This window comes from Streptomyces sp. NPDC093149, assembly GCF_044754145.1.
Lineage (GTDB): Bacteria > Actinomycetota > Actinomycetes > Streptomycetales > Streptomycetaceae > Streptomyces.
This window is the reverse complement of record NZ_JBIVON010000001.1, coordinates 1296385-1323319: the sequence shown is the minus strand read 5'-3', so window position 1 is coordinate 1323319 and position 26935 is coordinate 1296385. Positions and strand designations below refer to the sequence as shown.

General features: G+C 69.9%; 27 protein-coding genes. 12 read left to right on the top strand and 15 right to left on the bottom strand.

Features of this window, described 5'->3' with window-relative positions; all coding sequences use genetic code 11:
- Nucleotides 1-22: 22 nt before the first annotated feature.
- The 4 genes from ACIQCZ_RS06185 (at nt 23) to ACIQCZ_RS06170 (ending at nt 4045) form a co-directional block, all read left to right on the top strand.
- Nucleotides 23-1045, top strand: coding sequence for an ABC transporter ATP-binding protein (locus ACIQCZ_RS06185; protein ID WP_402280051.1), 1023 nt, complete (start codon nt 23-25; stop codon nt 1043-1045).
- 5 nt (nt 1046-1050) lie between these two features.
- The gene (locus tag ACIQCZ_RS06180) at nt 1051-1830 is read left to right on the top strand and encodes an ABC transporter permease subunit (RefSeq protein WP_402280050.1); all 780 of its coding nucleotides are present in this window, start codon (nt 1051-1053) and stop codon (nt 1828-1830) included.
- 203 nt (nt 1831-2033) lie between these two features.
- Nucleotides 2034-3191, top strand: coding sequence for an ABC transporter ATP-binding protein (locus ACIQCZ_RS06175; RefSeq protein WP_402280048.1), 1158 nt, complete (start codon nt 2034-2036; stop codon nt 3189-3191).
- Nucleotides 3188-4045 (top strand): ABC transporter permease subunit, encoded by an 858-nt coding sequence (locus ACIQCZ_RS06170; RefSeq protein ID WP_402280046.1) that lies wholly within the window; start codon nt 3188-3190, stop codon nt 4043-4045. Before ACIQCZ_RS06175 ends, ACIQCZ_RS06170 begins: the two co-directional genes overlap by 4 nt.
- Before the next feature lie 36 nt (nt 4046-4081).
- Here the strand turns inward: ACIQCZ_RS06170 and ACIQCZ_RS06165 are convergent, their stop codons facing one another.
- The gene (locus tag ACIQCZ_RS06165) at nt 4082-4411 is read right to left on the bottom strand and encodes an ATP/GTP-binding protein (protein ID WP_402280045.1); all 330 of its coding nucleotides are present in this window, start codon (nt 4409-4411) and stop codon (nt 4082-4084) included.
- Between the two features lie 212 nt (nt 4412-4623).
- Between ACIQCZ_RS06165 and ACIQCZ_RS06160 the strand changes: the two genes are divergently transcribed.
- Nucleotides 4624-5667, top strand: coding sequence for an LLM class flavin-dependent oxidoreductase (locus ACIQCZ_RS06160; RefSeq protein ID WP_402280044.1), 1044 nt, complete (start codon nt 4624-4626; stop codon nt 5665-5667).
- 649 nt (nt 5668-6316) lie between these two features.
- Here the strand turns inward: ACIQCZ_RS06160 and ACIQCZ_RS06155 are convergent.
- Nucleotides 6317-6709: an SCO5389 family protein gene (locus ACIQCZ_RS06155; protein WP_030971516.1), complete on the bottom strand. Its 393-nt coding sequence runs from the start codon at nt 6707-6709 to the stop codon at nt 6317-6319.
- A 263-nt stretch (nt 6710-6972) separates the two neighbouring features.
- Between ACIQCZ_RS06155 and nucS the strand changes: the two genes are divergently transcribed.
- Nucleotides 6973-7644 (top strand): endonuclease NucS, encoded by a 672-nt coding sequence (gene nucS / locus ACIQCZ_RS06150; RefSeq protein WP_402280043.1) that lies wholly within the window; start codon nt 6973-6975, stop codon nt 7642-7644.
- A 65-nt stretch (nt 7645-7709) separates the two neighbouring features.
- Here the strand turns inward: nucS and ACIQCZ_RS06145 are convergent, their stop codons facing one another.
- The 4 genes from ACIQCZ_RS06145 to ACIQCZ_RS06130 form a co-directional block, all read right to left on the bottom strand.
- A complete protein-coding gene (locus ACIQCZ_RS06145) occupies nt 7710-10223 on the bottom strand; it encodes an ATP-binding protein (RefSeq protein WP_402280041.1) in 2514 nt (837 codons plus the stop codon).
- A gap of 521 nt (nt 10224-10744) precedes the next feature.
- Complete coding sequence (locus ACIQCZ_RS06140) at nt 10745-11068, bottom strand: STAS domain-containing protein (RefSeq protein WP_072486732.1); 324 nt, start codon at nt 11066-11068, stop codon at nt 10745-10747.
- A gap of 236 nt (nt 11069-11304) precedes the next feature.
- Nucleotides 11305-12153 (bottom strand): 3-hydroxyacyl-CoA dehydrogenase family protein, encoded by an 849-nt coding sequence (locus tag ACIQCZ_RS06135; RefSeq protein WP_351087230.1) that lies wholly within the window; start codon nt 12151-12153, stop codon nt 11305-11307.
- A 166-nt stretch (nt 12154-12319) separates the two neighbouring features.
- Nucleotides 12320-12961: a TetR/AcrR family transcriptional regulator gene (locus ACIQCZ_RS06130; RefSeq protein ID WP_402280040.1), complete on the bottom strand. Its 642-nt coding sequence runs from the start codon at nt 12959-12961 to the stop codon at nt 12320-12322.
- A gap of 82 nt (nt 12962-13043) precedes the next feature.
- On the opposite strand from ACIQCZ_RS06130, the gene ACIQCZ_RS06125 reads away from it, so the two are divergent.
- The 3 genes from ACIQCZ_RS06125 (at nt 13044) to ACIQCZ_RS06115 (ending at nt 15232) form a co-directional block, all read left to right on the top strand.
- Nucleotides 13044-13826 carry an ABC transporter ATP-binding protein gene (locus ACIQCZ_RS06125; protein WP_402280038.1) on the top strand — a complete coding sequence of 261 codons (783 nt, stop codon included), beginning with the start codon at nt 13044-13046 and terminating at the stop codon, nt 13824-13826.
- Between the two features lie 22 nt (nt 13827-13848).
- Entirely contained in the window at nt 13849-14598 is a 750-nt protein-coding gene (locus ACIQCZ_RS06120; RefSeq protein ID WP_402280037.1) for an ABC transporter permease, read from the top strand.
- Nucleotides 14599-14659: 61 nt separating this feature from the next.
- Nucleotides 14660-15232 (top strand): cob(I)yrinic acid a,c-diamide adenosyltransferase, encoded by a 573-nt coding sequence (locus ACIQCZ_RS06115; protein WP_402280036.1) that lies wholly within the window; start codon nt 14660-14662, stop codon nt 15230-15232.
- A gap of 54 nt (nt 15233-15286) precedes the next feature.
- Here ACIQCZ_RS06115 and ACIQCZ_RS06110 read toward each other — a convergent pair whose 3' ends face one another.
- The gene (locus ACIQCZ_RS06110) at nt 15287-15829 is read right to left on the bottom strand and encodes a hypothetical protein (RefSeq protein ID WP_402280034.1); all 543 of its coding nucleotides are present in this window, start codon (nt 15827-15829) and stop codon (nt 15287-15289) included.
- A 151-nt stretch (nt 15830-15980) separates the two neighbouring features.
- Between ACIQCZ_RS06110 and ACIQCZ_RS06105 the strand changes: the two genes are divergently transcribed.
- The 3 genes from ACIQCZ_RS06105 to ACIQCZ_RS06095 all read left to right on the top strand — a co-directional run bounded on the left by ACIQCZ_RS06105 (nt 15981) and on the right by ACIQCZ_RS06095 (nt 19926).
- Nucleotides 15981-17177: a sensor histidine kinase gene (locus ACIQCZ_RS06105; RefSeq protein WP_402280249.1), complete on the top strand. Its 1197-nt coding sequence runs from the start codon at nt 15981-15983 to the stop codon at nt 17175-17177.
- On the top strand, nt 17174-17824 hold the full coding sequence (locus ACIQCZ_RS06100; protein WP_402280033.1) for a response regulator: 651 nt from the start codon (nt 17174-17176) through the stop codon (nt 17822-17824). Before ACIQCZ_RS06105 ends, ACIQCZ_RS06100 begins: the two co-directional genes overlap by 4 nt.
- 224 nt (nt 17825-18048) lie before the next feature.
- Nucleotides 18049-19926, top strand: a complete 1878-nt coding sequence (locus tag ACIQCZ_RS06095; RefSeq protein ID WP_402280032.1) for a glycosyl hydrolase family 18 protein — start codon at nt 18049-18051, stop codon at nt 19924-19926.
- Nucleotides 19927-20134: 208 nt separating this feature from the next.
- Here the strand turns inward: ACIQCZ_RS06095 and ACIQCZ_RS06090 are convergent, their stop codons facing one another.
- The 8 genes from ACIQCZ_RS06090 to ACIQCZ_RS06055 form a co-directional block, all read right to left on the bottom strand.
- Nucleotides 20135-20581 carry a DUF2550 domain-containing protein gene (locus ACIQCZ_RS06090; protein WP_351077908.1) on the bottom strand — a complete coding sequence of 149 codons (447 nt, stop codon included), beginning with the start codon at nt 20579-20581 and terminating at the stop codon, nt 20135-20137.
- A gap of 141 nt (nt 20582-20722) precedes the next feature.
- Entirely contained in the window at nt 20723-21097 is a 375-nt protein-coding gene (locus ACIQCZ_RS06085; RefSeq protein WP_124716359.1) for a F0F1 ATP synthase subunit epsilon, read from the bottom strand.
- A 110-nt stretch (nt 21098-21207) separates the two neighbouring features.
- A complete protein-coding gene (atpD, locus tag ACIQCZ_RS06080) occupies nt 21208-22650 on the bottom strand; it encodes a F0F1 ATP synthase subunit beta (protein ID WP_376276443.1) in 1443 nt (480 codons plus the stop codon).
- Nucleotides 22650-23564: a F0F1 ATP synthase subunit gamma gene (locus ACIQCZ_RS06075; RefSeq protein WP_402280030.1), complete on the bottom strand. Its 915-nt coding sequence runs from the start codon at nt 23562-23564 to the stop codon at nt 22650-22652. Before ACIQCZ_RS06075 ends, atpD begins: the two co-directional genes overlap by 1 nt.
- Nucleotides 23565-23567: 3 nt before the next feature.
- Nucleotides 23568-25139 carry a F0F1 ATP synthase subunit alpha gene (atpA, locus tag ACIQCZ_RS06070; protein WP_093894471.1) on the bottom strand — a complete coding sequence of 524 codons (1572 nt, stop codon included), beginning with the start codon at nt 25137-25139 and terminating at the stop codon, nt 23568-23570.
- 138 nt (nt 25140-25277) lie between these two features.
- A complete protein-coding gene (locus tag ACIQCZ_RS06065) occupies nt 25278-26093 on the bottom strand; it encodes a F0F1 ATP synthase subunit delta (protein ID WP_402280028.1) in 816 nt (271 codons plus the stop codon).
- Nucleotides 26090-26632, bottom strand: coding sequence for a F0F1 ATP synthase subunit B (locus ACIQCZ_RS06060; protein WP_376213636.1), 543 nt, complete (start codon nt 26630-26632; stop codon nt 26090-26092). Before ACIQCZ_RS06060 ends, ACIQCZ_RS06065 begins: the two co-directional genes overlap by 4 nt.
- A 38-nt stretch (nt 26633-26670) precedes the next feature.
- Nucleotides 26671-26898, bottom strand: a complete 228-nt coding sequence (locus tag ACIQCZ_RS06055; RefSeq protein WP_351077768.1) for a F0F1 ATP synthase subunit C — start codon at nt 26896-26898, stop codon at nt 26671-26673.
- Nucleotides 26899-26935: the final 37 nt, after the last annotated feature.

Genomic DNA, 26935 nt, shown 5'->3' with positions numbered 1-26935 from the left:
GCGGCCGTTCTAGCGTGAACGCATGATCGAGCTCGATGGTCTCACCAAGCGCTTCGGCAACAAGGTCGCCGTCGACCGGCTCTCGTGCCGGGTCAGGCCAGGAATGGTGACGGGCTTTCTGGGCCCCAACGGGGCGGGCAAATCCACGACGATGCGGATGATGCTCGATCTCGACAACCCGACCAGTGGTTCGGTGCGCATCGACGGCAAGCACTACCGCGACCTGACGGAACCTCTCAAGTACATCGGTGCGCTGCTGGACGCCAAGTCGATGCACGGCGGGCGCAGCGCGTACAACAATCTGCTCTGCCTCGCGCAGAGCAACCGCATCCCGGAGAGCCGGGTCGCGGAGGTGCTGGACACCGTGGGTCTGAGCGCGGTGGCGAGGAAGAAGTCCAAGGGCTTCTCGCTCGGCATGGGCCAGCGGCTCGGCATCGCGGCGGCGCTGCTGGGCGACCCGCAGGTGCTGCTCTTCGACGAACCCGTCAACGGCCTCGACCCCGAGGGCATCCACTGGATCCGCAACCTGATGAAGGCGCTCGCCGCGGAAGGCCGGACGATCTTCGTCTCCTCGCATCTGATGAGCGAAATGGCACTCACCGCGGACCACTTGATCGTGATCGGCCAGGGACGGCTGCTCGCCGACACCTCGATGGCCGACTTCATCCACCGGAACTCGCGCAGTTACGTGCGGCTGCGCTCCCCGCAGCAGGAGCGGCTGCGCGATGTGCTGCACGAGGAGGGCATGGTCGTGGTCGAGGCGGGCGGCGGCACGTTGGAGATCGACGGCGCCACCACCGAGGAGCTGGGCGAGCTCGCCGCCCGGCATCAGATCGTGCTCCACGAACTGAGTTCCCAGCGGGCGTCGCTGGAGGAAGCGTTCATGCAGATGACGGCGGGTTCCGTCGAGTACCACGCACACTCGGACCTCGGCGAGGCAGCGCCCGTGGGCCCGCAATGGGGCGATCAGTACGACCGGCGGACGGCCACCGGAGGTGCCGGGCACGTCGCGCCGGGCGCACCCGGCACCGGCAAGGGGGTGTGACGACGATGGCATCGGTACCCGCGGTCCTCACCTCCGAATGGACCAAGATCCGCACGGTCTCCTCGACCGTCTGGACCCTGATCTCCGCGTTCGTCGTCACCGTCGCGATGAGCGCGGCGCTCTGTGCCCTGATGAACGCACAGTTCAAGGACCTTCCTCCGGTGGAGCGGGCCACCTTCGACCCGACGCTCATCAGCTCCTCCGGGATGGTCCTCGGCCAGCTGGCCATGGTCGTCTTCGGCGTGCTGGTGGTCGGTACGGAGTACAGCTCGGGCATGATCCGTACCTCGCTGGCGGCCGTGCCCCAGCGCGGGTCGTTCCTCTTCAGCAAGGTCGCCGTGGCCGGGGTGCTGGCCCTGGTGGTCGGCATCGTCACCAGCTTCGTCTCGTTCTTTCTCGGGCAGGCGCTCCTCGGCGATCACCGCACGGACATCGGTGCGGAGCACGTGTTGCGCGCGGTCGTCGGCGGTGGCCTCTACATGGGCCTGATCGGGATCTTCTCCATGGGCGTGGCGACGATGCTGCGCAGCTCCACGCTGTCGCTCGGCATTCTGATGCCGTTCTTCTTCCTGGTCTCCCAGATCCTGTCGGCGGTACCGGGCGCGAAGAAGGTCGCCCGCTACTTCCCCGACCAGGCCGGGTCCAAGATCATGCAGGTGGTGCCCGACGCCATGAACAGCAATCCGGCCCCGTACGGACCGTGGGGCGGGTTCGGCATTCTGCTCGCCTGGGTGGCGGCCGCACTGGTCGGCGGCTACCTCGTACTGAAGAAGCGGGACGCGTGACGGGGGCGGGCGGGACGCACCGCCGGTGAGCGTCCCGTCCGCCCCGGCCGGAAGCGTCCCGTCCGCTCCGACGCGGAGCGATGCGCTCCTGTAACGACTTGGCCGGAACCGTCAAGGCCTGGATATCCTCCTAACTCTTACGGGGGGCATGCGGCCGGACGGCCTCGGCCCCGACGACGGACAAGAGTCGATGGGGCTGAAGCATGATCGAGGCAGTCGGCCTGACCAAGCGCTATGGCGCGAAGACGGCCGTGTACAACCTTTCCTTCCAGGTGCGGCCGGGCGCCGTCACCGGATTCCTCGGTCCCAACGGGTCGGGCAAGTCCACCACCATGCGCATGATGCTGGGCCTGGACCAACCGACGGCCGGTCATGTCACGATCGGTGGCCACCCCTTCCGCAGTCTGCCGAACGCCCCGCGACAGGTGGGTGCGCTGCTGGACGCGAAGGCGGTGCACGGCGGCCGCAGCGCCCGTAACCACCTCCTCTCGCTCGCCCAGCTCGCCGGCATCCCGGCCGCCCGGGTCGACGAGGTGCTCGGTGTCGTCGGCCTGCACGAGGTCGCGCGGAAGCGCTCCAAGGGCTTCTCGCTCGGCATGGGCCAGCGGCTCGGCATCGCGGCGGCTCTGCTCGGCGACCCGCAGGTGCTGCTCTTCGACGAGCCCGTCAACGGCCTCGACCCCGAGGGCATCCTCTGGGTCCGCAACCTGATGAAGACGCTGGCGTCCGAAGGCCGTACGGTCTTCGTCTCCAGCCATCTGATGAGCGAGATGGCGCTCACCGCCGACCATCTGATCGTGATCGGCCGCGGACAGCTGCTCGCCGACATGAGCGTCAAGGACTTCATTTCCGCCAATTCGGCGGACTTCGCCCGGGTGCGGGTCGCGGACGGCGTTCCGGAGCAGCGGGAGAAGCTGACCGCCTCGCTCACCGAGGCGGGTGGCCGGGTCATGCCGGAGCCGGACGGGGCGCTGCGGATCACGGGGCTCGCCCTGCCGCGGATCAGCGACCTGGCCCACGAGTCGGATGTCCGGCTGTGGGAGCTCTCGCCGCACCAGGCCTCGCTGGAGGAGGCGTACATGCGGATGACGCAGGGCGCCGTGGACTACCGCTCGACGGAGGACCAGAAGGCCGGGCTGCAGCAGCCGGTGCACGGCGGCTACGGACCGCAGCCCGGTTACGGGGCGCCGGCCCAGCAGCCGGTCCCGGAGGTGCCGCAGCAGGGCTGGTACGCCCCGCCGCCGCCCGGACAGAACCCGTACGCGGGGGCCCCGGCGGCACCCGCCGCCCCGGCCTCCCCCGAGGCCGCCGCAGCCCCCGCAGACCTGACCAAGAGCGAGACCAGCGAGGACGCCCGATGACCACACCGCCGACCCCGCAGGCGCCGTACCAGCAGCCCCCCGCCCCGCAGCAGAACGCGCACGGGCTCTACGCGTCCCCGATCCCGGTGCGCGCCGCCACCCTCGGCGACGCGCTCGCCTCCGAGTGGACCAAGATCCGTTCCGTGCGCTCGACGATGTGGACGCTCGGCGTCCTGGTCGTGCTGCTCCTCGGTTTCGGCATCATGGCGGCGGTCCTGCTGAGCATGACCGACGCCGTCATCGGCGATGTCCCGGAGCTCAGCTTCGGCTTCTTCGGCGTGCTCCTGGGATCGATCTGCGTGATCACGCTCGGCGTGCTGACCATCGCCTCGGAGTACAGCACGGGCCTGATCCGCACGACGCTGACGGCCTGCCCCAGCCGGGGCCGGGTGCTCACCGCCAAGGCGATCGTCTTCTTCCTGCTCACCTTCACGATCACGACCGTGGTGACCGCCGTGGTCGGCGCGGTGCAGGTGGCCATGCTGGACGGCAAGGAGCCCAGCGGCGACGACTGGCTGCGCGCCACGGTCGGTGTCGGCCTCTACATCGCGCTGCTGGGCTTGCTCTCGCTGGCGATCGGTGCGCTCATCCGGCATTCCGCGGGCGCGATCACGATCATGATCGGGGTGGTGCTGCTGCCGCTCGTGCTGGCCATGTTCATGTTCTCGGACTCGCTGGCCGATCTGCGCCAGGCACTCTTCGAGTACTCGATCCCCAGCCAGCTCAGCGCGTTCTACGACACTTCGGTCACCGGATCGGGGCCGTCCGGCTGGGACCCGCTGTGGATCATGCTCGGGCTGACGGCCGTGGCCATGGTCGCCGCCTACGCGACGCTGGACCAGCGCGACGTGTGACCGGTCGCCGGTCGGCCGGGCCCCGGCCGCCGGACCTCAGTAGCGAGGCGCGTTCCTGGACCGCTGCACCTGTGTGGTGCGGCGGTCCTTCGCGTTCCAGCAGGCCTTGTGCCAGTGCCTGCGGTCGTCGATCCCGCCGTACTCGGACCAGGCCACCAGATGCGGGACGCCGGACGGGATCTCCTGGTCGCAGCCGGGACAGCGATAGCGCTTTCCGGCCGCGCTCGCACCACTCACCGGGCGGACCGACCACTCCTCGCCCCGCCACTCCTCCGTCCGCCCGCCTCCCCCGTACCGGGCACCCGGCTCCCCTGCGCTGTCGTGGGGACTCTCGCCGCCTCGGGGGCGGTTGCGGCGCGGGGACACGTGACACCTCACACGGGGCGGGCTGGGCAGTTCCCGTCCAGCGTAGGGCCATTTGGCCGATGCGGGCGTCCCGTACCGTCCGGGGCCGCTTCCCGGAGGGAGTGGGTTACCGGAAAATCGCAACAACCTGCCACCGGACCGTGCCTTTGGCACGTGTCAGACGTTGTTGCCAGTAGGGGAGAGCCACGTCGGCCGTAAGGAGGCAATTGGCCATGCGTGTGGGAACGTTCGTACTGGCAGCCCAGTTTCCGGGGCAGGGACCGGGAGAAGCGCTGCATCGCGCGATCCGGTCCACCGAGGTCGCGGAGGAATCCGGCCTCGACTCGGTCTGGCTGGCAGAACATCATTTCGTGCCGTACGGGGTCTGTCCGTCCGCCGTCACACTGGCCGCGCTGCTGCTCGGCCGCACCCGGAGGATCCGGGTGGGCACGGCGGTGAGCGTACTGCCGACCCAGCACCCGGTCGCGCTGGGCGAACAGGCCGCGCTGCTCCATCTCACCAGCGGCGGCAGATTCACGCTCGGCGTCGGCCGGGGCGGCCCCTGGGTGGACCTGGAGGTGTTCGGAGGAGGCCTGGAGGCGTACGAGAAGGGCTTCCCGGAGGCCCTGGGGCTGCTGCTGGACTGGCTGCGCGAAGCACGGGTCGCGGGCAACGGCGAGCGCTACGGCTTCCGCGAGGTGGCGGTGGTCCCCCGGGCCGACGAACTGCTCGACCGGGACGGCGGCGAAAGCGTCAAAGGCCCCGAGGTCGTCGTCGCGTGCACCTCCCCGAAGACGGTACGGCTCGCCGCGGAGAACGGTCTGCCGATGCTGCTCGGGATGCACTGCGGTGACGAGGAGAAGGCCGAGATGGTCGCTCTGTGGCGCTCCTCGGCTCTCGCCGCGGGCCGTTCGCCCGAGAGCGTCCGCGAGGCCGGACATGTGTCCGCGGGGGTGGCCCAGATCGCCGACCGTTCCGAGGGCGCCGTGGAGACGCTCGTGAAGGCGATGCCCGGCTGGCTGCGGCAGGGCCTGGACGCCCATGTGACGGTCGACGGCCGGCACCGGGTGATGCGCGACCCGGTCGCCTATACGGAGTTGCTCTGCGGCCTTCATCCGGTGGGCCCGCCCCGGCTGGCGGCCGACCGGCTCGCCGCCACGGCCGAGCGGACGGGCATCACCCGCTTCGCGCTCCTGACGGAGGGTTCGGGAGATCTGGCGGCCACGGAGGAGAACGTAGCGCGGCTGGGCACCGAAGTACTGCCGTTGCTCACATGAGAACTCGTCAGGAGTACGGGGACTGCAGCCCCAAAGAGCCGGTCGCACCTCCAACGGCCCGGAACAGCGGCAGCAGCGTTCGGCGCGAGTCCGGCGGCTCATGGCCGGGGGCGCGACGCCCTGCACGGCATCTCGCGGCCTTGCCGGAACATCCGAACGGCAACCTGCCCGAACTCACGACCTCGTTCGAGCAGGGGTGGGTCCGCCCGGGACGTTCCGGCACCGCGCGATGCACCGCGCGGGACGCCGCGCCCTGTCCGACCCTGATCCGCCGGACAGGCGCGGGAACGCCCCCCAGGGCGTGTTTCGAAAGTCCCGCCTGCCAGGCGGCGTCTGGCACGCACGCTCGCCGCGTTGTCGGGCTCGCCCCGATACGACCAGTATCGGGGCGACCCTCCGCCTTGCGATCGCACGCACCAGACGCCGCCTGGCCCGCCCTGCGGGCGGACGACGCTACTTTCGAAACACGCCCTAGGCCGGCACGGCCCAAGGGCTGTCCCGTAGTCCGTGGTGGAGCAGCGCGCGGCGTCGGATGCGGTGCATCGCACGGCGGAGGGGCGTCCGCATACTGGATGTATGCGGATGTTCCGACAACGCGGCGAGGTGCCGTAGCTGTCGTCGCGCGCCCGCCGGGGTTACGGAACAGCCCTCAGCAGTCCCGAAGTTCGGGCGACTGGTTGAGCAACTGGCCCCTCACCGAGGTGAAACGGGCCAGACGCTCGTCGACCGAGGCGTCCAGCGGGAACACCGCGACGCGGTGGCAGTTCTGGAATGCCAGGCGCACCCCGAAGTGCCGCTGCAGCGCGCCGCGTATCGCATCACTCGCGAGCGCGCGCAGCAGCTGACCACGTGCCTGCTCGTCCGGCGGCGGCGTCTGGTTGTCGGCGAACTCTCCGCCGTCGACCTTCAGCTGAGCCACCAGAGAGCTGATCATCTCCCATGCGTAGGGCAGGGAGGTCCGGACGCAGTCGACGAAGTCGGCTTCGTCGACCTCGCCTCGCTCGGCCTGTTCCAACAGCGCCGGTGAGACGTCGAGCGACATGGGTTCTCCTCTCGCGACCCCGACTGCGGGCCGGGGCCTTACGGGCAGGGAAGGAGGACGGCGACGCAGCGTGCACGCGCGGCGACCTCCCGCTTACACGGTAAGGGCGCAGTCCTGGCCGCACCAGGAGATTGGGAACACAACCGGCCAATAACGAAGGGGAGCAAAGAGGGGCAAGCCCGGAACGCCCCAGTCCGGTGGCGGTGGCGGGCGACGGAGGGAGAATCGCGTGGAGCCCCCGTCGTCGAGTAGCGTTGCCGACCATGCGTCTCGTCATCGCCCGCTGCTCCGTGGACTACGCCGGCCGGCTCACGGCCCACCTGCCCTCCGCTCCCCGTCTGATCCTGGTGAAGGCGGACGGGAGTGTTTCGATCCACGCCGACGACAGGGCGTACAAACCGCTCAACTGGATGTCACCGCCCTGCACGCTCAAGGAGGGCACGGACGACACCGCCGGTGTGTGGACCGTGGTGAACAAGGCGGGCGAGAAACTGATCATCACGATGGAGGAGATCCTCCACGACTCGTCCCATGAGCTGGGCGTCGACCCGGGCCTGATCAAGGACGGCGTCGAGGCGCATCTGCAGGAACTCCTCGCTGACCGGATCGAGACACTCGGCGAGGGCTACACCCTGATCCGCCGCGAGTACTTCACCGCCATCGGACCGGTCGACATCCTGTGCCGGGACGCCGACGGGCAGACCGTGGCCGTGGAACTGAAGCGGCGCGGCGACATCGACGGCGTGGAGCAGCTGACCCGCTATCTGGAACTGCTCAACCGCGATCCCCATCTCGCCCCCGTGAAGGGCATCTTCGCGGCGCAGGAGATCAAGCCGCAGGCCCGGGTGCTGGCGACGGACCGCGGGATCGACTGTGTGGTGCTCGACTACGACGCGTTGCGCGGCATCGAGGACGACAAGCTGCGCCTGTTCTGACCTTCCGGTCCCTGTCGACGCCGGACGGGCGTGGCCCGTCCGGCGTCCGGCGTTTCCGGGGCGGTTCAGGCCACCGTCGGACCGCTGTCCGTGCTTGCCGCCGGGGACGAGGCGGCGGGCCCGCTCGCCGAGTCGGAGGTGTCCGGCGAGGTCGGCGGGGGCTCGCTGACCGATTCCGTCGGGTCGGGGGAGTCGGGGTCCGACTGGCTCGGGCTCGGGTTGCCCGGCTTCGTCGGCGTGGGCGACTTCGTCGGGCCGGACGACCTGGTCGGCTTGCCCGACGACGGCCTGCCGCTGGACGGAGCGGACGACGACGGGGTGCTGTCCGGCCCCGTCGGGTCCGTGGACGGCGTGGCGCTCCCGCTCGGCGTCGTCCGACCGTCCGAGGGGCCCGGCGTCCCCACGCCGCCATCGGTCGCCGCGTCCGCGGGGGCCGGGCCGTCCGTGGAGCCGTCGGCCGGAGCCTCGTTCCCGGTGTCGTCCCGGCCCACCGATTCCTCGGTCGTGACACGGGGATTCCCCGGGGTGTCACGGTCGCCCGTCATCCCCAGTGCCACCACCGTGCCGAGCACGCCGACGAGGAGCACGCCCGCGCCCGCCGCGGCCAGATTGCGCCGGGCCCCGCGCAGCGCCGCGAACCGTCCGCGCCGCACGCCCCCGGGGGCCGCGGGGGCGCTCTGCCGGGACATCACCGCGGTGACGTCCTCGTACGGCCGTGACAACGCCTGTGTCACGGCCGTCGCGGGACCGGCGACGGGCGGCACGGTCGCTTCGTACGGCGTGACCGGTGTGTCCTCGACGCCCGGGGTACGACCGCCGGGCAGCGGGCCGCCGGAGAGGTCGGCGACCAGCGCGAGCGCGCGTCGTCCGGCCACCGCGCCCGACTTGTCGGCGAGCACCCCGCGCATGCTGATCGATGTCTCCAGCTCCGCCCTGGCCCGGTCCGGGTTGCCGTCGCAGAGCGCCAGGACACCCAGCTCGTGGTGGAAGTACGCCTCTTCGGCGACCTCACCGGCGATCCTGGCCGCCTCCTGACCGATCCTCAGCGCCCTCTCCCAGGCACCCCAGTGCAGTCCTGCCGCGAAGGCCGGGGACGCGCTGCGGGCCAGCAGCACGGCCACGCTGGTCTGCCCCGCCCCGTCGCCGGGCACGAGCCGTGTCATGGCCGCGATGACGGCGTCGGCCTCGGCGGTCGCCCGAGCGGGGGCGACCGAGGGGTGGCCGGCCCACCAGGCGTAGTGCTGGGCCGCCGTCCGCGCCCGGTCGGTGCTGTCCTCTCCGTATCCGGCGGCCTCCAGCTGGGCGACGACTCCGGCGGCCAGCCGGTAGCGCGGGCCCGCCGGGGAGAGCAGCCCGCAGCCGGCCAGTTCGCCGAGCGCGGCGTCGGCGTGGGTGTCCCCCACGAGCGCCGGCAGATGTGCCTGGTGCGGTACCTCGCCGCCGAGTGCGACCGCGAAGCGCAGGGTGTCACGGGCGGCGCCGCTCAGCCGTGAGGCGAGCAGCGCGGCGGGCGCCGCGCCTTCGCCGAGGCTGGGCAGCGGGATGTGGACGCCGTCGACGGCCTCGTCGTACCCGAAGGGCACGTCGGTGCTCCGGCCGTCGAGGCCCTCGTAGGCCTCCGGGTCGGTGCGCAGCATGTCGCGCTGGCGCAGCAGGGCGCCGGCCTGGACGAAGCGCAGCGGCAGCCCCTCGGACTCGAACCAGAGGTCTCCCGCCCAGTTCGCCTCCTCGTCGGTGAGCGGACGCTCGACGACCCGTTCCAGCAGCTCGATCGAGGAGCTGCGGCCCAGGCCCGCGAGGAAGACCTCTTCGAGGTACGAGTCGGCGGTGGCGGCGGCGACATCCGGATCCGTCGCGAACAGGAACGCGCACTCCGGTGTGGCGTCGAGCAGCTCCTCCAGGGCGGCTCCGCCGAACTCCAGGTCGTCGAGCACGACGACGGCGCCGACGCTCCGGACCGCGTCGAGGAGACCGGGGCGGTCGGGCCGGTGCAGCGGTGCGTCATGGACGGCTTCGTAGAGCCCGTACAGCAGGTCGGTGACGGTCCGCTTGTAGCCGGAGAGCCGTACGACTCCGTCGGGCGCGAGATCCGCGCAGTCGTCGGCGACGGCGTTCAGCAGCGTCGTACGGCCGGATCCGGCCTGTCCGGTGAGCCGTACCGAGCGGCCGCGGGACAGCAGGCGCACGAGCCGTTCGCGTTCCTCGGCGCGTTCCAGGAGCGGCAGCCGGGGGGCGGGCGGCCCCGGCGGCACGGGCGGTGCGGTGGCGCGTTCACGCTCGGCGCGCTGGGCGGCGGTGCGCCGGGCCGGGGGCTCGGGCTCCTCCCCCGGCGGGCACAGCTCGACCTCGCTGCCGTCGACCGGGTTGACGGTGAGGAGGTGGGCACCCGATATGAGCCGGACGACCCGCGCCTGTTGCGGCGTTTGCTGACCGAAATCCGGACTCATGGGGCCTCCCCTGCTCGGACGGAACGAAGAGCTCGGGGAAGGGTCGCCGGACGGTCGTCGCCGGTCGGCCTCCTCGCCGAAGCCGTCGTTGTCCCGGCCGTACTCTTCCGGCCCCCGATGTGTCGGGTCCATCACCAAAGCCCCCAGACGCGTCGCGCACGATTGCCCCTCCCGGCCTCGCACGCCCCGCTGTCGCCTCCGGTCCGGTGTCCGCCCGGTGGGTTCCCGTCAATCGGCGGACGGCCGAACCCTAGACGGTCGTACCGTCTCCGCGCACAGTCGGGGGGCCACGCCGCCCGAAGCGCACGTTCTCGTGCGAAATGTGCACCTTCGGCCGACCGTACGGCCGGGACCGGTCCGCCGGACCGGGTCGGGCGGTCCCTCAGTGCCGTGTCCGCAAAGGTTCACCGGCTCGCGACGCCCGGCACGGCGCCTCGCCGCGTTGTCGCATCACCCGAGTACGTCCAGTACGAGGGCGATCCTCCGCCTTGCGACGCATCACCGGACGCCGCGAGCTTCCCGGCAGACCTTTCCGGACACAGCACTGGAGGAGGGTCGCCCCGATACCGGTCGTATCGGGGCGGGCCCGACAACGCAGCGAGCGTGCGTGCCAGACGCCGCCTGGCAGGCGGGACTTTCGAAACACGCCCTAGCTAGACGCGCGGCAGGGAGTCCGCGGCGATTCCGCCCTCGATCGCCAGGATGCGGTGCAGCCGGGTCGCCACGAGGAGGCGCTGCATCTGCGGCGGCACCCCGCGGAGCACCAGTCGTCGTCCGGCCCGTCCGGCCCGGCGGTGCGCGCCCATGATGACGCCGAGCCCGGTGGCGTCCCAGGAGTCCAGCTCGGTCAGGTCGAGCACCAGGTCGCCGACTCCGTCGTCGAGGGCCGAGTGCAGGGCCGTACGGGCGTCCGCCGCGCTTCGGACGTCGAGGCGGCCCCCGACGACCAGCTCGGCGTGGTCGCCCCTGATGTGCATATGCGCTCCCCGGGAATACTCCGTAGAAAGGTTCGTCCGTCTGTTCTGTCTCTCCCACAACTGACTGTGATGGAGACAGGGAGGTTGCCGTCTGTAAGCGAACCGATACCGAATTCACTCCGTGGAGTGACCATGGACCGGCAAGGACCCGAGCGGGCCCACCGAATCCGAAAGACGCCCCCCGGACCTCCGGGCCCGACCGACGGCGGATCGGGCAACCGGAGGACCGAAAACGATCAGTACGTGTAGAAGCCCTGCCCGCTCTTGCGGCCGATGTCACCTGCATCCACCATCCGGCGCATCAGCTCCGGAGCGGCGAACTTCTCGTCCTGCGACTCGGTGTAGATGTTGCTCGTGGCGTGCAGCAGGATGTCGACGCCGGTCAGGTCCGCGGTGGCGAGGGGTCCCATGGCGTGACCGAAGCCCAGCTTGCACGCGATGTCGATGTCCTCGGCCGAGGCGACGCCCGACTCGTACAGCTTGGCGGCCTCGACGACGAGCGCCGAGATCAGCCGGGTGGTGACGAAGCCGGCCACGTCCCGGTTGACGACGATGCAGGTCTTGCCGACGGACTCGGCGAACTCCCGTGCGGTGGCGAGGGTTTCGTCGCTGGTCTTGTAGCCGCGGACCAGTTCGCAGAGCTGCATCATCGGGACCGGCGAGAAGAAGTGCACACCGACGACGCGCTCCGGACGCTCCGTCACGGCCGCGATCTTCGTGATCGGGATGGCGGAGGTGTTGGACGCGAGGACGGTGTCGTCCCGGACGATCTTGTCGAGGGCCCGGAAGATCTCGTGCTTCACCTCCAGCTTCTCGAAGACGGCCTCGACGACGACATCCGCGTCGGCGACCGCGTCGAGGTCGGTGGTGGTGGTGATGCGGGCCAGCGCGGCGTCGGCGTCGGCCGCCTCCAGCTTCCCCTTGGAGACGAACTTGTCGTACGAGGCCTTGATGCCGTCACGACCACGGGTCAGGGCCTCGTCGGTGACGTCCCGCAGCACGACGTCCCAGCCCGCCTGGGCGGAGACCTGCGCGATGCCGGATCCCATGAGTCCGGCTCCGATGACGGCGAGCTTCCTGGCCACGTGTGCACCCCTTGGTTTCTGTTCGCCCCTGCAGCTGGTCCCTGCACGGCCCGGTCCTGATGGTTTTTCGCATGCTCTCCGGCGGAGATTAGTACCCGTGAGGGGCCCTGTGACCGTGAAGAGATGCGCGTCACGTCTCACATGACGGACATCACACCGGCAAGGGTCATTCGGCGGCGCGCCGGGCGTAGTTGAGGACCTTCTCGCCGAGGAGGTCCTCGATCTCGTCGAGCAGGACGAGCGCGTCCCGGGACACCTCGGCGGCTCGGCGGCCCGCGACCATCTCACGGCCGATGTACCCCACGAGCGTGCTCTGCACCCAGGAGAGCTGACCGGCCACCAGGATCGGGGCCGGGTCGTCCGCCTCGGCCCCGGATTCCTCCTGGAGCGTCGTCTCCAGATGCAGCAGGGCCTCCTGCTGCACGTGCCACAGGCGGGCCTTGAGACCGTCGGCGCCCTCGACGACCCGCGCGAAGTGTGCGTACCCCTCCATCAGACCGACGGTGGGCGACACGCCCTCCACCTGGACGCGCAGTTCACGCAGGACGGCGTCGGCCGCGGACTCGCCCTTGTCGCGGCCCCGGACGTAGCGGGAAAGGCGGTCGACGATGCTGCGGCTGCGGTCCAGGAAGAGGTCCTCCTTGGTCGGGAAGTAGTTGTAGACCGTGTTCACCGAGACGTCGGCGGCCCGGGCGATCTCGGCGATCGTGACCGCGTCGAAGCCGCGCTCCAGGAAGAGACCGGTCGCCACGTCCGAGAGGTGCTGCCTGGTCTGGCGCTTCTTGCGCTCCCTGAGTCCCTCAGCCATGGGCCCATCGTAGGGCTCGCATGGGGTCCATGAATTTTTGGAGTCATTGCATTTTTTCAGTGACTCTGTTTTTGTAGTCGCTATGCCAATCATCAGCACGGCCGGCCTCGCGCGGACCTTCGACACCAGGAACGGCCCGGTGACGGCCGTACGCTCCATCGACCTGCAGGTCGCGAGCGGCGAGATCGTCGGCCTCCTCGGCCCCAACGGAGCGGGCAAGACCACCACCCTCCGCATGCTCACCACGCTGCTCGCCCCCACCGGCGGCGCGGCCACCGTCGCCGGCTGCGACCTGCTCACGGATCCGGCGGGCGTACGGGAGAAGTGCGGCTACGTCGCCCAGTCCGGCGGCGTCGATCCCCACATCACCGTGCGGGAGGAGCTCGTCACCCAGGGCCGGATGTACCGGCTCGGCAAGTCCGCCGCGGTGGCCCGTGCCGGAGAACTCGCCGCCGGCCTGGGCCTGACGGAGCTGCTCGACCGCAAGACGGCCACGCTCTCCGGGGGCCAGCGGCGGCGGCTCGACATCGCGATGGGGCTCACCCACCGCCCCGCCGTGCTCTTCCTCGACGAGCCGACCACCGGACTCGACCCGGGCAGCCGCGCCGATCTGTGGGCGCTGGTCCGCCGACTGCGCGACGAATCCGGCACGACCGTCGTGCTCACCACCCACTACCTCGACGAGGCGGACGCACTCGCCGACCGCCTGGTCGTGGTCGACGGCGGCCGAGTGGCGGCGGAGGGCACGCCCGCCGCGCTGAAGACCCGGTACGCGGGCTCGGCCGACGCCTCGCTCCAGGACGCCTTCCTCGCGATCACCGGGCGCTCGGCCGCGCCCGCAGATCCCACTCCCGTCGCCGTCTGAGAGCCTGTCCCGAAGGAATCCGATGCTTCTCCACGACACCGCGCTCGTCTTCGGCCGGTACGCCCGGCAGACCCTGCGCTCCAGGTTCCAGATCCTCTTCGGCATTCTCATGCCGCTGCTGTACCTGCTCTTCTTCGGCCCGCTGCTCACCGGACTGCCGCTCGGCCCGGCCGGTGACTCCTGGCAGATCCTGGTCCCCGGCCTGCTGCTCCAACTCGGCCTGTTCGGCGCCTCGTTCGCCGGGTTCGCCGTCATCATCGACAACTCGAACGGAGTTGTGGAGCGGATGCGGGTGACCCCGGTCAGCCGGACCGCTCTGCTGCTGGGCCGGGTCCTGCGGGACGCGCTGCTGTTCATGTTCCAGGCGGTGCTGCTGGTCCTCGCCGCCCTGGTCATGGGGTTGCGCGCCCCGTTCTGGGGGGTGCTGATCGGCTTCGCGTTCGTCGGACTGCTGACGGTCTCGCTGGCCTCCCTGTCCTACGCCCTGGCCATGAAGGTCCGCACGCCGCAGGAGTTCGGACCGGTGATCAACTCGGTCACCATGCCGGCCATGCTGCTCTCCGGTCTGATGCTGCCGATGACGCTGGGCCCCGGCTGGCTGGACGTGCTCTCCCACCTCACCCCGTTCCGCTACCTCGTGGACGCGGTACGGGACGCGTACGTGGGCTCGTACGCCACCGCGCACATGCTGTACGGCGTCCTGGTGGCGCTCGGCTTCGCGGCACTCGCCGTCACAGTGGGCACACGCGTCTTCCGCCGGGCCGGGGTGTGACCGGGCCTCTCGTTCGGATCGCACCGGGCCCCATCCGAACGAGAGACCCTAGGCTGGTCCCATGGTCAACCTGACACGTATCTACACCCGCACCGGCGATCAGGGCACCACCGCCCTCGGCGACATGAGCCGGACCGCCAAGACCGATCTGCGGATCTCGGCGTACGCCGACACCAACGAGGCCAACGCCGTCATCGGCACGGCGATCGCGCTCGGGCAACTCCCCGAGGACGTCGTGAAGGTCCTCGTCCGTGTGCAGAACGACCTGTTCGACGTGGGCGCCGATCTGTCGACCCCGGTCGTCGAGAACCCCCAGCACCCGCCGCTGCGGGTCGAGCAGAGTTACGTCGACAAGCTGGAGGCGGACTGCGACCACTTCCTGGCGGAGCTGGAGAAGCTGCGCAGCTTCATCCTCCCGGGCGGTACGCCGGGGGCGGCGCTGTTGCACCAGGCGTGCACCGTGGTCCGGCGCGCGGAGCGGTCCACCTGGGCGGCGCTGGAGGTGCACGGCGAGGTGATGAACACACTGACGGCGACGTACCTCAACCGGCTCTCCGACCTGCTGTTCATCCTCGCGAGGACGGCGAACAAGGAGGTCGGCGACGTGCTGTGGGTACCGGGCGGCGAGCGGTAGCCATGCGTGCCGAAGGCGCCGGACGGGCCTGGTCCGCACAGCCCGTCCGGCCGTTCAGCGCCGCGCGCCCTCCCGCTTGGGGAACAACGTGTAGCTCCCCGCGATCACCACGTTGAGCCCGATCACGAACAGCATCTTCTGCTGCCACGCCTGAAGCGACGACACGTCACCGTCCCCGCCCACGTACCAGATCGCCGCCTGCAGCAGCGCCATCGCCACCACCGCCGCGACCGTCCAGCGCGCCGCGGTCCGCCACTCGTGCGCCGCGCGCTCCATCCCGTACTTCGGCGGTTTCACCGGCGGCGGACCGCCCGCGAAGCGGTGGGCGACCCGGGCGTCGACCCAGCGGATCGTGGAGTGGCCGAGCCCCACCGTGAAGCCGATGTAGACCGCGGCGAGCCCGTGCTTCCAGTCGGGCTCCGCCCCGTTCTTCAGGTCGATGGCCGTCACCACCAGCAGCACGACCTCCAGCAGTGGCTCGCACAGCAGCACGGCCGCACCCAGTCGCGGCTTCCTCGCCGGGTACCGCAGCGCGAGCCCCACGGCCAGCAGCACCCAGAAGCCGACTTCACAGAGCACGATCAGCGTGACGATCACGGCACTTCTCCTTCCCGTCCCCTCCAGCCTTCCGGCCGGGACGCCCGGAATCGTCGTCACCAGTGACGAACCGCGACTGCATCCTTCGATGTACTCATACCTCGCCCCCCATGGGGAGGTCCGGGGCCGGGCCGCCGTGTTGGATGGGAGGGTGCTCTCCCTCGCCCGCCCGCACCGCCACGACGTGCTCATCGCCGCCATCGGTCTGTTCGGCGGCCTGTTCCTGTGGCTGCTCGGGCTGCACACGCAGGGCGACCGGGCCTTCGTCGCGCCCTGGGTCTCCCTGCTGCCGCTCGCCGTCGTCTCGGGCCTCGAACTGGTACGCAGGACCGCTCCGCAGACGGCACTGGTCGTCGGTACGCTCGCATTGGTCGCGGACCAGTTCACGATCGGGAACCTGGCGACGGTGATGATGTTCACCGACCTCATGTACGCGGCCGTGCTGTACGGGACACCGTCCGCCGCCCGCCGTATTCCGGTGACCACGATCCTGATCACGGTCGCGGTCACCATCGGTTTCCTGGCGTGGTTCCGCGATCCCCAGGCACTGCTCATCGGCGTCGTCACCGGCATGGTCTCGTTCCTGCCCGCCATCACCGGGGTCAGCGTCCGCAACCACCGGGACGCCGCCGAGGCCGCCCGGCTGCGCGCCGACCAGACCGCGCTGCTGGCCGAGATGGACCGCACCCAGGCGGTGACCGCCGAACGCGCCCGGATGGCCCGCGAGTTGCACGACATGGTGGCCAACCATCTCTCCGCCATCGCCATCCACTCCACCGCCGCGCTCTCCATCGACGAACCGGAGACCTCGCGCGAAGCGCTCGGGGTGATCCGGGAGAACAGCGTCGACGGCCTCGCCGAGATGCGCCGGCTGATCGGACTGCTGCGCGCCGGCGGCGCGGCAGGCGAACCGAGCGCCTCGCCGACGCTCGCCTCGCTGGACGCGCTGGTCGAGCAGACCCGTACGCACGCCGCGTCGAGCGGACTGACCTGCACCTTCGAGGACACCCGTGGCGAGCGGGGACCGCTGCCGGCGCCCGTCGAGCTGGCCGCGTACCGGATCGTCCAGGAGTCCTTGACCAACGCGCTCAAGCACGCCGCGCCCGGCCCGGTCGTGGTGCGTCTGGGCCGGGACGGGCCGCTGCTCACCGTGGAGGTCAGCAGCGTGCTCGGGGACCGCACCGGGCCGCGCGCACCCGGATCGGGGGCCGGCCTGGTGGGGATGCGCGAGCGGGTGGCGCTGCTGGGCGGCGCCATCGAGGCGGGTCCGGCCGGCCCCGGCGGCGGCCCGGAGACCTGGCGGGTGCGAGCCGAACTGCCCGCGGAGGAAGGGATGCTGAAGACATGACGATTCGGGTCGTGGTCGCCGAGGACCAGTCGGCCGTCCGGGCCGGGCTGGTGCTCATTCTGCGCAGCGCATCGGACATCGACGTCGTCGGCGAGGCCGGGGACGGCGAGGAGGCGGTGCGTCTGGCCCGCGAACTGCGCCCGGACGTGGTGCTGATGGATGTGTCGATGCCGCGCCTGGACGGGGTTGCGGCGACCGGGCAGGTGGTGGCCGAGCAACTCGCGGACGTGCTGGTGCTGACGACGTTCGATCTGGACGAGTACGTCTTCGGGGCGCTGCGGGCGGGGGCGGCGGGCTTCCTGCTGAAGGACACCGAAGCGCGCGATCTGCTCGAAGCGGTACGCACCGTGGCGCGCGGCGAGGGTCTGATCGCCCCGGCCGTGACACGCCGTCTGATCGCGGAGTTCGCCGGGACCACCCCCGTACGGGCGGCGAACGCACCCGACCCGGCGGTCCTCGACGCCCTCACCCGGCGGGAGCGGGAGGTGCTCGGCTGTCTCGGCGCGGGACTGTCGAATGCCGAGATCGCGGTCCGGCTCTCGATGGCCGAGGCGACGGTGAAGACGCATGTCAGCCGATTGCTCGGCAAGCTGGAGCTGCGCAGCCGGGTCCAGGCGGCCGTACTGGCCCAGGAGTTGGGCATCTGAGGTCCGAGGGGGCGCGGCACCGCCGGAGGCGGTGTCGCGGGGCCGGACCGCCCACCCTCTGACCACGATCTTTGGTCTGGACCTCTTGACGATTGGTCCAGACCTTCCTAATCTCACCGAGCACACTGCGGTGAGTGCGCCATGACAAGGCGCGCTCAGGGCGGCGCAGGGTTTGCAGTCCACGGACCACCCCCGTTTGTCCGGACCTCACCCGAGGAGCACCGTTGAGCACTGAAACCCCCCTACGCCGGACCCGATTCAAACTCGGGACCGGAAGAGCCACCAGATCCAGAGCGGTCGCGGGACTCACCGCGCTGCTTCTTCCGCTCGCCGCGATGGTCGGCCTGGCCTCCCCCGCCGAAGCCGCCACCTCGGCAACCGCCACGTACCTCAAGAAGTCCGACTGGGGCAATGGCTTCGAGGGACAGTGGACGGTGAAGAACACCGGCACCACCGCCCTCTCCTCCTGGACCATCGAGTGGGACTTCCCCTCGGGCACCGCGGTGGGCTCCGCCTGGGACGCCACCGTCACCAGCTCCGGAAACCACTGGACGGCCAAGAACGTCGGCTGGAACGGCTCGGTCGCGCCGGGCGCCAGCGTCTCCTTCGGCTTCAACGGCACCGGCTCCGGCGCCCCCACCGGCTGCAAGCTGAACGGTGCCTCGTGCGACGGCGGCAGCGTCCCCGGTGACAACGCCCCCTCTGCGCCCGGCACCCCCACCGCGAGCGCGGTCACCGACACCTCGGTGAAGCTCAGCTGGACCGCCGCGACCGACGACAACGGCATCAAGAACTACGACGTGCTGCGCGACGGCGCCGTCGTCTCGACGGTCACCGGTACGACGTACACCGACTCCGGCCTCACGGCCGGAACCGACTACTCGTACACCGTGCAGGCCCGTGACACCGCCGGCCAGACCGGTCCGGTCAGCGGCGCGGTCAAGGTCCACACCACCGGTGGCGGCGGCAACCCCGACCCCGGCACCGGCGGCAAGGTCAACCTCGGTTACTTCACCGACTGGGGCGTCTACGGCCGGAACTACCACGTCAAGAACCTGGACACCTCGGGTTCCGCCGCGAAGATCACGCACATCAACTACGCCTTCGGCAACGTGACCGGCGGCAAGTGCGCGATCGGTGACTCCTACGCCGACTACGACATGGCGTACACCGCCGACAAATCCGTCGACGGCGTCGCCGACACCTGGGACCAGCCGCTCCGCGGCAGCTTCAACCAGCTGCGCAAGCTCAAGGCGAAGTACCCGAACATCAAGGTCCTGTGGTCGTTCGGCGGCTGGACCTGGTCCGGCGGCTTCGGCGAGGCCGCGAAGAACCCGGCCGCCTTCGCCGAGTCCTGCTACAACCTGGTGGAGGACCCCCGCTGGGCCGATGTCTTCGACGGCATCGACATCGACTGGGAGTACCCCAACGCCTGCGGTCTGACCTGCGACACCAGCGGTCCGGCCGCGCTGAAGGGCATCACCTCGGCCCTGCGCGCGAAGTTCGGGACCAAGAACCTGGTGACGGCCGCCATCACCGCCGACGCCTCCACCGGCGGCAAGATCGACGCCACCGACTACGCGGGCGCCGCCCAGTCCCTGGACTGGTACAACGTGATGACGTACGACTTCTTCGGCGCCTGGGACGCGAAGGGCCCGACCGCCCCGCACTCCCCGCTCACCTCCTACAGCGGCATCCCGCAGGCCGGCTTCAACTCCGCCGACGCCATCGCCAAGCTGAAGGCCCAGGGCGTCCCCGCCTCCAAGCTGCTGCTCGGCATCGGCTTCTACGGCCGCGGCTGGACCGGAGTCACCCAGGACGCACCCGGCGGCACCGCGACGGGCGCCGCACCGGGTACCTACGAGGCGGGCATCGAGGACTACAAGGTCCTGAAGACCAGCTGCCCCGCCACCGGCACCGTCGCCGGCACGGCGTACGCGCACTGCGGCACCAACTGGTGGAGCTACGACACCCCGGCCACCATCGCGTCCAAGATGACCTGGGCGAAGGGCCAGGGCCTGGGAGGCGCGTTCTTCTGGGAGTTCAGCGGTGACACCACCAACGGTGAACTCGTCAGCGCGATCAACAACGGTCTGAAGTGACCACCGCGCGGTAGCGCGCACCACCCCGGAAAACGACCGGGGAGACGGGTCCGCCCCCCGTCTCCCCGGTTCTTCGTGCGTTGACGTGCGCGACCTCGCGGGCCGACGCCGAACTGGGCCGTCAGGCCGCCTACGCCTTCCCCCGGACCTCGTCCTCGTCCCGGCCCTCGCCCGGGAGGTGAGGTGCTGACTTCCGGCGAGCCCCTGGCTACGCCACGTTGACCCGCTGGCCGGGCGGAGCCGCCTCCAGCCAGGCGAGGAATCCGGTCAGCGCGTCCTCGCTCATGGCCAGCTCCAGGCGGGTCTCACGGTGGAGACAGCCGAGCACCACGGCGTCGGACAGGAGCGCCAGCTCCTCCTCGCCCTCGGGCAGCCGGCGGGCGATCACCTCGATCGCGGAACGCTCCAGGACCCGGCGCGGGCGGAGGGCGTACGAGAAGACCCGGAACCAGTTGATCCGGTCGCCGCTGTACCGGGCGACCCCGTACACCCAGCCCTTGCCCGAGTAGTCGGGCTCCTCCGGCACATTCCATCGCAGGCTGCAGTCGAAGGTCCCGCCGGAGCGCTGAATCAGCCGCCGGCGCAGACCGAAGACGAAGAGACCAACCGCGACCAGTGCGACGACCAGCCCGCCCACCCACAGCGCGAGGAACATCTCCACCGACCTCCTCGCGTCGTCGAGTAACGGATACCGCCAGAACCGCACCTGCACCTGCATCGCCTCAGCCGCGGCACGGTCTGGAGTGGTCTCCAGCTCGGGCCGCGGCTGAGGGTAAAGCTACGTTGTCGCGGAGCGCTAGCGCACCGCCACCGCACGCAGTCGCACTTCGGCGCGCCGCTCGGAAGCGGCGTCCGTGTCCGACTTCGCACGCTCCAGCGCACGCTCGGCGCGCTGGACATCGATCTCGTCCGCCAGCTCCGCGATCTCCGCGAGCAGCGAGAGCTTGTCGTCCGCGAACGAGATGAAACCGCCGTGCACAGCGGCGACCACGGTCGCGCCGTCGCTCGTACGGATCGTCACCGGGCCCGATTCCAGCACACCCAGAAGCGGCTGGTGACCGGGCATGACGCCGATGTCGCCGGACGTGGTGCGCGCGACGACCAGGGTGGCCTCGCCGGACCAGACACTGCGGTCCGCGGCGACCAGCTCGACGTGCAGCTCAGCAGCCAAGGGTGGCTCCTCGGGTCACCACCCGGCCGTTCGAGCCGGGTGTTGGGTCAATTCTACGGGGCGTGGTGAGGGGGACGGGACGCACCCGCCCCCCTCGGTGAGCCTCGGGCTCAGGAGACGCCAAGCTCCTTGGCGTTGGCCTTGAGGTCCTCCAGGCCACCGCACATGAAGAACGCCTGCTCCGGGAAGTGGTCGAACTCACCGTCGGCGATCGCGTTGAACGCGGCGATCGACTCGTCGAGCGGAACGTCCGAACCGTCCACGCCGGTGAACTGCTTGGCGACGTGGGTGTTCTGGGACAGGAAGCGCTCGATGCGACGGGCGCGGAAGACCGTGAGCTTGTCCTCCTCGCCGAGCTCGTCCATACCGAGAATGGCGATGATGTCCTGGAGGTCCTTGTACTTCTGCAGGATTCCCTTGACCCGCATGGCGGTGTCGTAGTGGTCCTGCGCGATGTAGCGCGGGTCCAGGATCCGGGACGTGGAGTCCAGCGGGTCCACGGCCGGGTAGATGCCCTTCTCGGAGATCGGACGGGAGAGAACCGTCGTCGCGTCGAGGTGGGCGAAGGTGGTGGCCGGAGCCGGGTCGGTCAGGTCGTCCGCGGGGACGTAGATCGCCTGCATCGAGGTGATCGAGTGACCACGGGTCGACGTGATGCGCTCCTGCAGCAGACCCATCTCGTCGGCCAGGTTCGGCTGGTAACCCACCGCGGACGGCATACGGCCGAGCAGGGTGGACACCTCGGAGCCGGCCTGGGTGTACCGGAAGATGTTGTCGATGAAGAAGAGCACGTCCTGCTTCTGCACATCGCGGAAGTACTCCGCCATGGTCAGACCGGCCAGCGCCACACGAAGACGCGTGCCCGGCGGCTCGTCCATCTGACCGAAGACGAGCGCGGTCTTGTCGATGACGCCGGAGTCGGCCATCTCCTCGATGAGGTCGTTGCCCTCACGGGTACGCTCACCGACGCCCGCGAACACCGACACACCGTCGTGGTTGTTGGCGACGCGGTAGATCATTTCCTGGATCAGAACGGTCTTGCCGACACCGGCACCACCGAACAGACCGATCTTTCCACCCTTGACGTACGGGGTGAGCAGGTCGATGACCTTGACACCGGTCTCGAACATCTCGGTCTTGGACTCGAGCTGGTCGAAGTTGGGCGCCTTGCGGTGGATCGGCCAGCGCTCGGTGACCTCGGCCTCGGCCTCGGGCTTGTTCAGGATCTGACCAAGGGTGTTGAACACCTTGCCCTTGGTGATGTCGCCGACCGGGACCGTGATGCCGGTGCCCGTGTCGGTCACCGGGGCCTGGCGAACCAGGCCGTCGGTGGGCTGCATCGAGATCGCGCGGATCACGCCGTCGCCGAGGTGCTGGGCGACCTCGAGCGTCAGCGTCTTGAGCTTGCCGTCCTCGGCCGGGTCGGCCACCTCGACGGTCAGCGCGTTGTAGATGTCCGGCATCGCGTCGACGGGGAACTCCACGTCGACGACCGGGCCGATGACCCGGGCGACGCGGCCCGTGGCAACGGCCGTCTCAACTGTCGTCGTCATTACTTGTCACTCCCCGCGGTCGCGTCGGCCAGCGCACTGGCACCACCGACGATCTCGCTGATTTCCTGGGTGATTTCGGCCTGGCGGGCCGCATTGGCAAGCCGGGAGAGGCTCTTGATGAGCTCACCGGCGTTGTCGGTGGCCGACTTCATCGCACGGCGGCGGGCGGCGTGCTCGGAAGCAGCGGCCTGCAGCAGCGCGTTGTAGATCCGGCTCTCGACGTAGCGCGGAAGCAGGGCGTCGAGGACGTCCTCCGCCGACGGCTCGAAGTCGAAGAGCGGCAGGATCTCGCCCTTGCCGTCCTCCTCCTTCGCGGCGTCCAGACTGAGCGGCAGCATCCGGTTGTCCACCGGGTTCTGCGTCATCATCGACACGAACTCCGTGAAGACGATGTGCAGCTCGTCCACGCCGCCCTCGGCGGTCTCCGTGGTGACCGCTTCGATCAGCGGGGCCGCGGCCCGCTTCGCATCCGCGTACGTCGGGCTGTCGGTGAAGCCCGTCCACGATTCCTCGATCTTGCGCTCGCGGAATCCGTAGTAGGCGACACCCTTGCGGCCGATCACATACGTGACGACCTCCTTGCCCTCACCGCGCAGCCGCTCGGTCAGTCGCTCCGCGGCCTTGATGGCGTTGGAGGAGTAACCGCCGGCCAGACCGCGGTCGCTCGTGATGAGCAGGACCGCGGCCCGCGCCGGAGCGTCTGCCTCGGTGGTCAGCGGGTGCTTGGTGGTGGAGCCGGTCGCGACCGCGGTCACCGCGCGGGTGAGCTCGGTCGCGTACGGCGTCGACGCCGCCACCTGGCGCTGCGCCTTGACGATGCGCGAAGCGGCGATCATCTCCATCGCCTTGGTGATCTTCTTCGTGGCGGTGACGGAGCGAATGCGGCGCTTGTAAACGCGAAGCTGAGCGCCCATCGATCAGCCCTCGCCCAGGAGCTTGCCGTCCGAGGTCTCGAACTGCTGCTTGAAGGCGGCGACCGCGTCGGCAATCGCCTGCAGCGTGTCGTCGGACATCTTGGCGCCCTCGGCGATGCTGGTCAGGAGGTCCTTGCGCTCACGGCGCAGGTACTCCAGCAGCTCGCTCTCGAAGCGACGGATGTCCTCGACCGGGACGTCGTCCATCTTGCCGTTGGTGCCGGCCCAGATGGAGACGACCTGCTCCTCGACCGGGTACGGCTGGTACTGCGGCTGCTTCAGCAGCTCGACCATGCGCTTACCGCGCTCCAGCGACGCCTTCGAGGCCGCGTCCAGGTCGGAACCGAAGGCGGCGAACGCCTCCAGCTCGCGGTACTGGGCGAGGTCGACACGGAGTCGGCCGGAGACCTGGCGCATGGCCTTGTGCTGGGCGGAGCCACCGACACGGGAGACCGAGATACCGACGTTCAGGGCCGGACGCTGACCGGCGTTGAACAGGTCGGACTCCAGGAAGCACTGGCCGTCGGTGATGGAGATGACGTTGGTCGGAATGAACGCCGACACGTCGTTCGCCTTGGTCTCGACGATCGGGAGACCCGTCATCGAACCGGCGCCCATCTCGTCGGAGAGCTTCGCGCAGCGCTCCAGCAGACGCGAGTGGAGGTAGAAGACGTCGCCCGGGTAGGCCTCGCGGCCCGGCGGACGGCGCAGCAGAAGCGACACGGCGCGGTAGGCGTCGGCCTGCTTCGAGAGGTCGTCGAAGATGATCAGGACGTGCTTGCCCTGGTACATCCAGTGCTGACCGATGGCCGAACCGGTGTACGGCGCCAGGTACTTGAAGCCGGCCGGGTCGGACGCCGGGGCGGCGACGATGGTCGTGTACTCGAGCGCGCCGGCCTCTTCCAGGGCACCACGCACGGAGGCGATGGTGGAACCCTTCTGACCGATGGCGACGTAGATGCAGCGCACCTGCTTGTTCACGTCACCCGAGCGCCAGTTGTCGCGCTGGTTGATGATCGTGTCGACGGCCAGAGCGGTCTTACCCGTCTGACGGTCACCAATGATCAGCTGACGCTGGCCGCGGCCGATCGGCACCATGGCGTCGACGGCCTTGTAGCCGGTCTGCATCGGCTCGTGCACCGACTTACGGACCATGACGCCAGGGGCCTGCAGCTCGAGGGCGCGGCGGCTGTCGGTCGCGATCTCGCCGAGACCGTCGATCGGGTTGCCGAGCGGGTCGACGACGCGGCCGAGGTAGCCCTCGCCGACGCCGACGGAGAGCACCTCACCGGTGCGCTGCACCGGCTGGCCCTCTTCGATGCCGCTGAACTCGCCGAGGACGATCGCACCGATCTCGCGCTCCTCAAGGTTGAGGGCGAGACCGAGGGTGCCGTCCTCGAACTTCAGCAGCTCGTTCGCCATGGCCGAGGGAAGACCCTCGACCTTCGCGATGCCGTCGCCAGCAACGCTGACCGTACCGACCTCCTCGCGCGAGGCCGCGTCCGGCTTGTACGACTGGACAAAGTTCTCCAGCGCGTCCCGGATCTCCTCCGGCCGGATCGTGAGCTCCGCCATCTGGGTTCCCTGCTCTCCTTGTTGGGCCCGAAGTTTCTTAAGGGGGTCTGGGGGCCGACCCCCAGGAATCTTCTGCAATTTCTGCACGGCCCAACCGGGCCGCTGGTCTTGCTCTGTTCTGTTGCTGCGCTGTGCTCGTCAGCCGGCCATGCGACGGGTCGCCTCGTCGAGGCGCTCCGCGATGGTGCCGTTGATGACCTCGTCACCGACCCGCACCGCGATCCCGCCGAGGACCGTGGGGTCCACATCGAGATTCAGGTGCATCGGACGGCCGTAGATCTTCGCCAGTGCGGCGCCGAGACGCTGCTTCTGCCGATCGCTCAGCGGCACTGCCGAGGTGACCACGGCGACCATCCGGTCCCGGCGCTCCGCGGCAAGCTTGGAGAGGGACTCGAGTCCCGCTTCCAGGCTACGTCCACGCGGCTGGGTGACAAGCCGCACGACGACGCGCTCGGTGGCGGGCCGCGCCTTGCCGCCGAGCAGGCTGCGCAGCAGCTGGCCCTTGGCGGCGGAGGACGCGGACCGGCTGGTGAGCGCGGCGCGCAGCTCCTTGTCGGAAGCCACGATCCGGCCGAACCGGAACAGCTCGTCCTCGACGTCGTCGAGGTCTCCGCTGCGCTGGGCGGCGGTGAGGTCCGCGGTGTTCGCGAGTTCCTCGACCGAGTCGACCAGGTCACGCGACTGCGACCAGCGGGAGCGGACCATGCCGGAGATCAGGTCGACGGTCTCGCCGCCCACCTGGCCGCGCAGCAGTCGTCCGGCCAGCTCGGCCTTGGCCTCGCCGGGCTGCGACGGGTCGGTCAGGACCCGTCGCAGTGAGACCTCGCGCTGGAGCAGCGCCGTTACGGCGGCCAGCTCCTCGGCGAGCTTCGCCGCGTCGACCGACGTGTGGTCGGTCAGCGCGTCGAGACGCTCACGTGCGGCAGCCAGCGCCTCGCGGCTCGCGCCGTTCATCGGACAGCCTCGGCCTTCGCCTCGAGCTCGTCGAGGAAACGGTCGACGGTGCCGCTCTGCCGGGCGTGGTCCTCCAGGGACTCGCCGACGAGCTTGCCGGCCAGGTCGGTGGCGAGCTTGCCCACGTCCTGACGCAGCGCGGAGGCGGCGGCCTTGCGGTCGGCCTCGATCTGGGCGTGGCCGGCAGCGATGATCTCCTCGCGCTGCCGCTGGCCTTCCGCCCGCATCTCCTGCAGGATCACAGCGCCCTGCTCCTGCGCCTCCTGGCGCAGGCGCGCGGCCTCGTGACGAGCCTCGGCGAGCTGAGCCTTGTACTGCTCAAGAACGCTCTGGGCTTCGGTCTGGGCCGCATCGGCCTTCTCGATACCGCCTTCGATGGCCTCGCGACGCTCTTCCAGAACCTTGTTGATGTTCGGGAGGAGCTTCTTGGCGAGGAAGCCGAAGACGATGACGAAGGCGATCAGACCGATGACGAGCTCAGGGATCGGCGGAAAGAGCGGATTCTCTTTTTCGGCCGCGAGCTGAACCAGGGGGTTCACATCAGTGCCTTTCGTCGGAACGGACTAGTCGCGGTTCGTCAGCTGTAGACGAACGGCATGACCAGACCGATGAGGGCGAGCGCCTCACAGAAGGCGAAGCCGAGGATCTGGTTGGCGCGGATCAGACCGGCAGCCTCGGGCTGACGGGCGAGAGCCTGCGTGCCGTTACCGAAGATGATGCCGACGCCGACGCCCGGGCCGATGGCGGACAGGCCATAACCGATGGAGCTGAGGGAACCGGTGACGGCGGCAAGGGTCTGGGACATGCCAGTTCTTCCTTCTCTTTCACGGACCGGCGGGGGT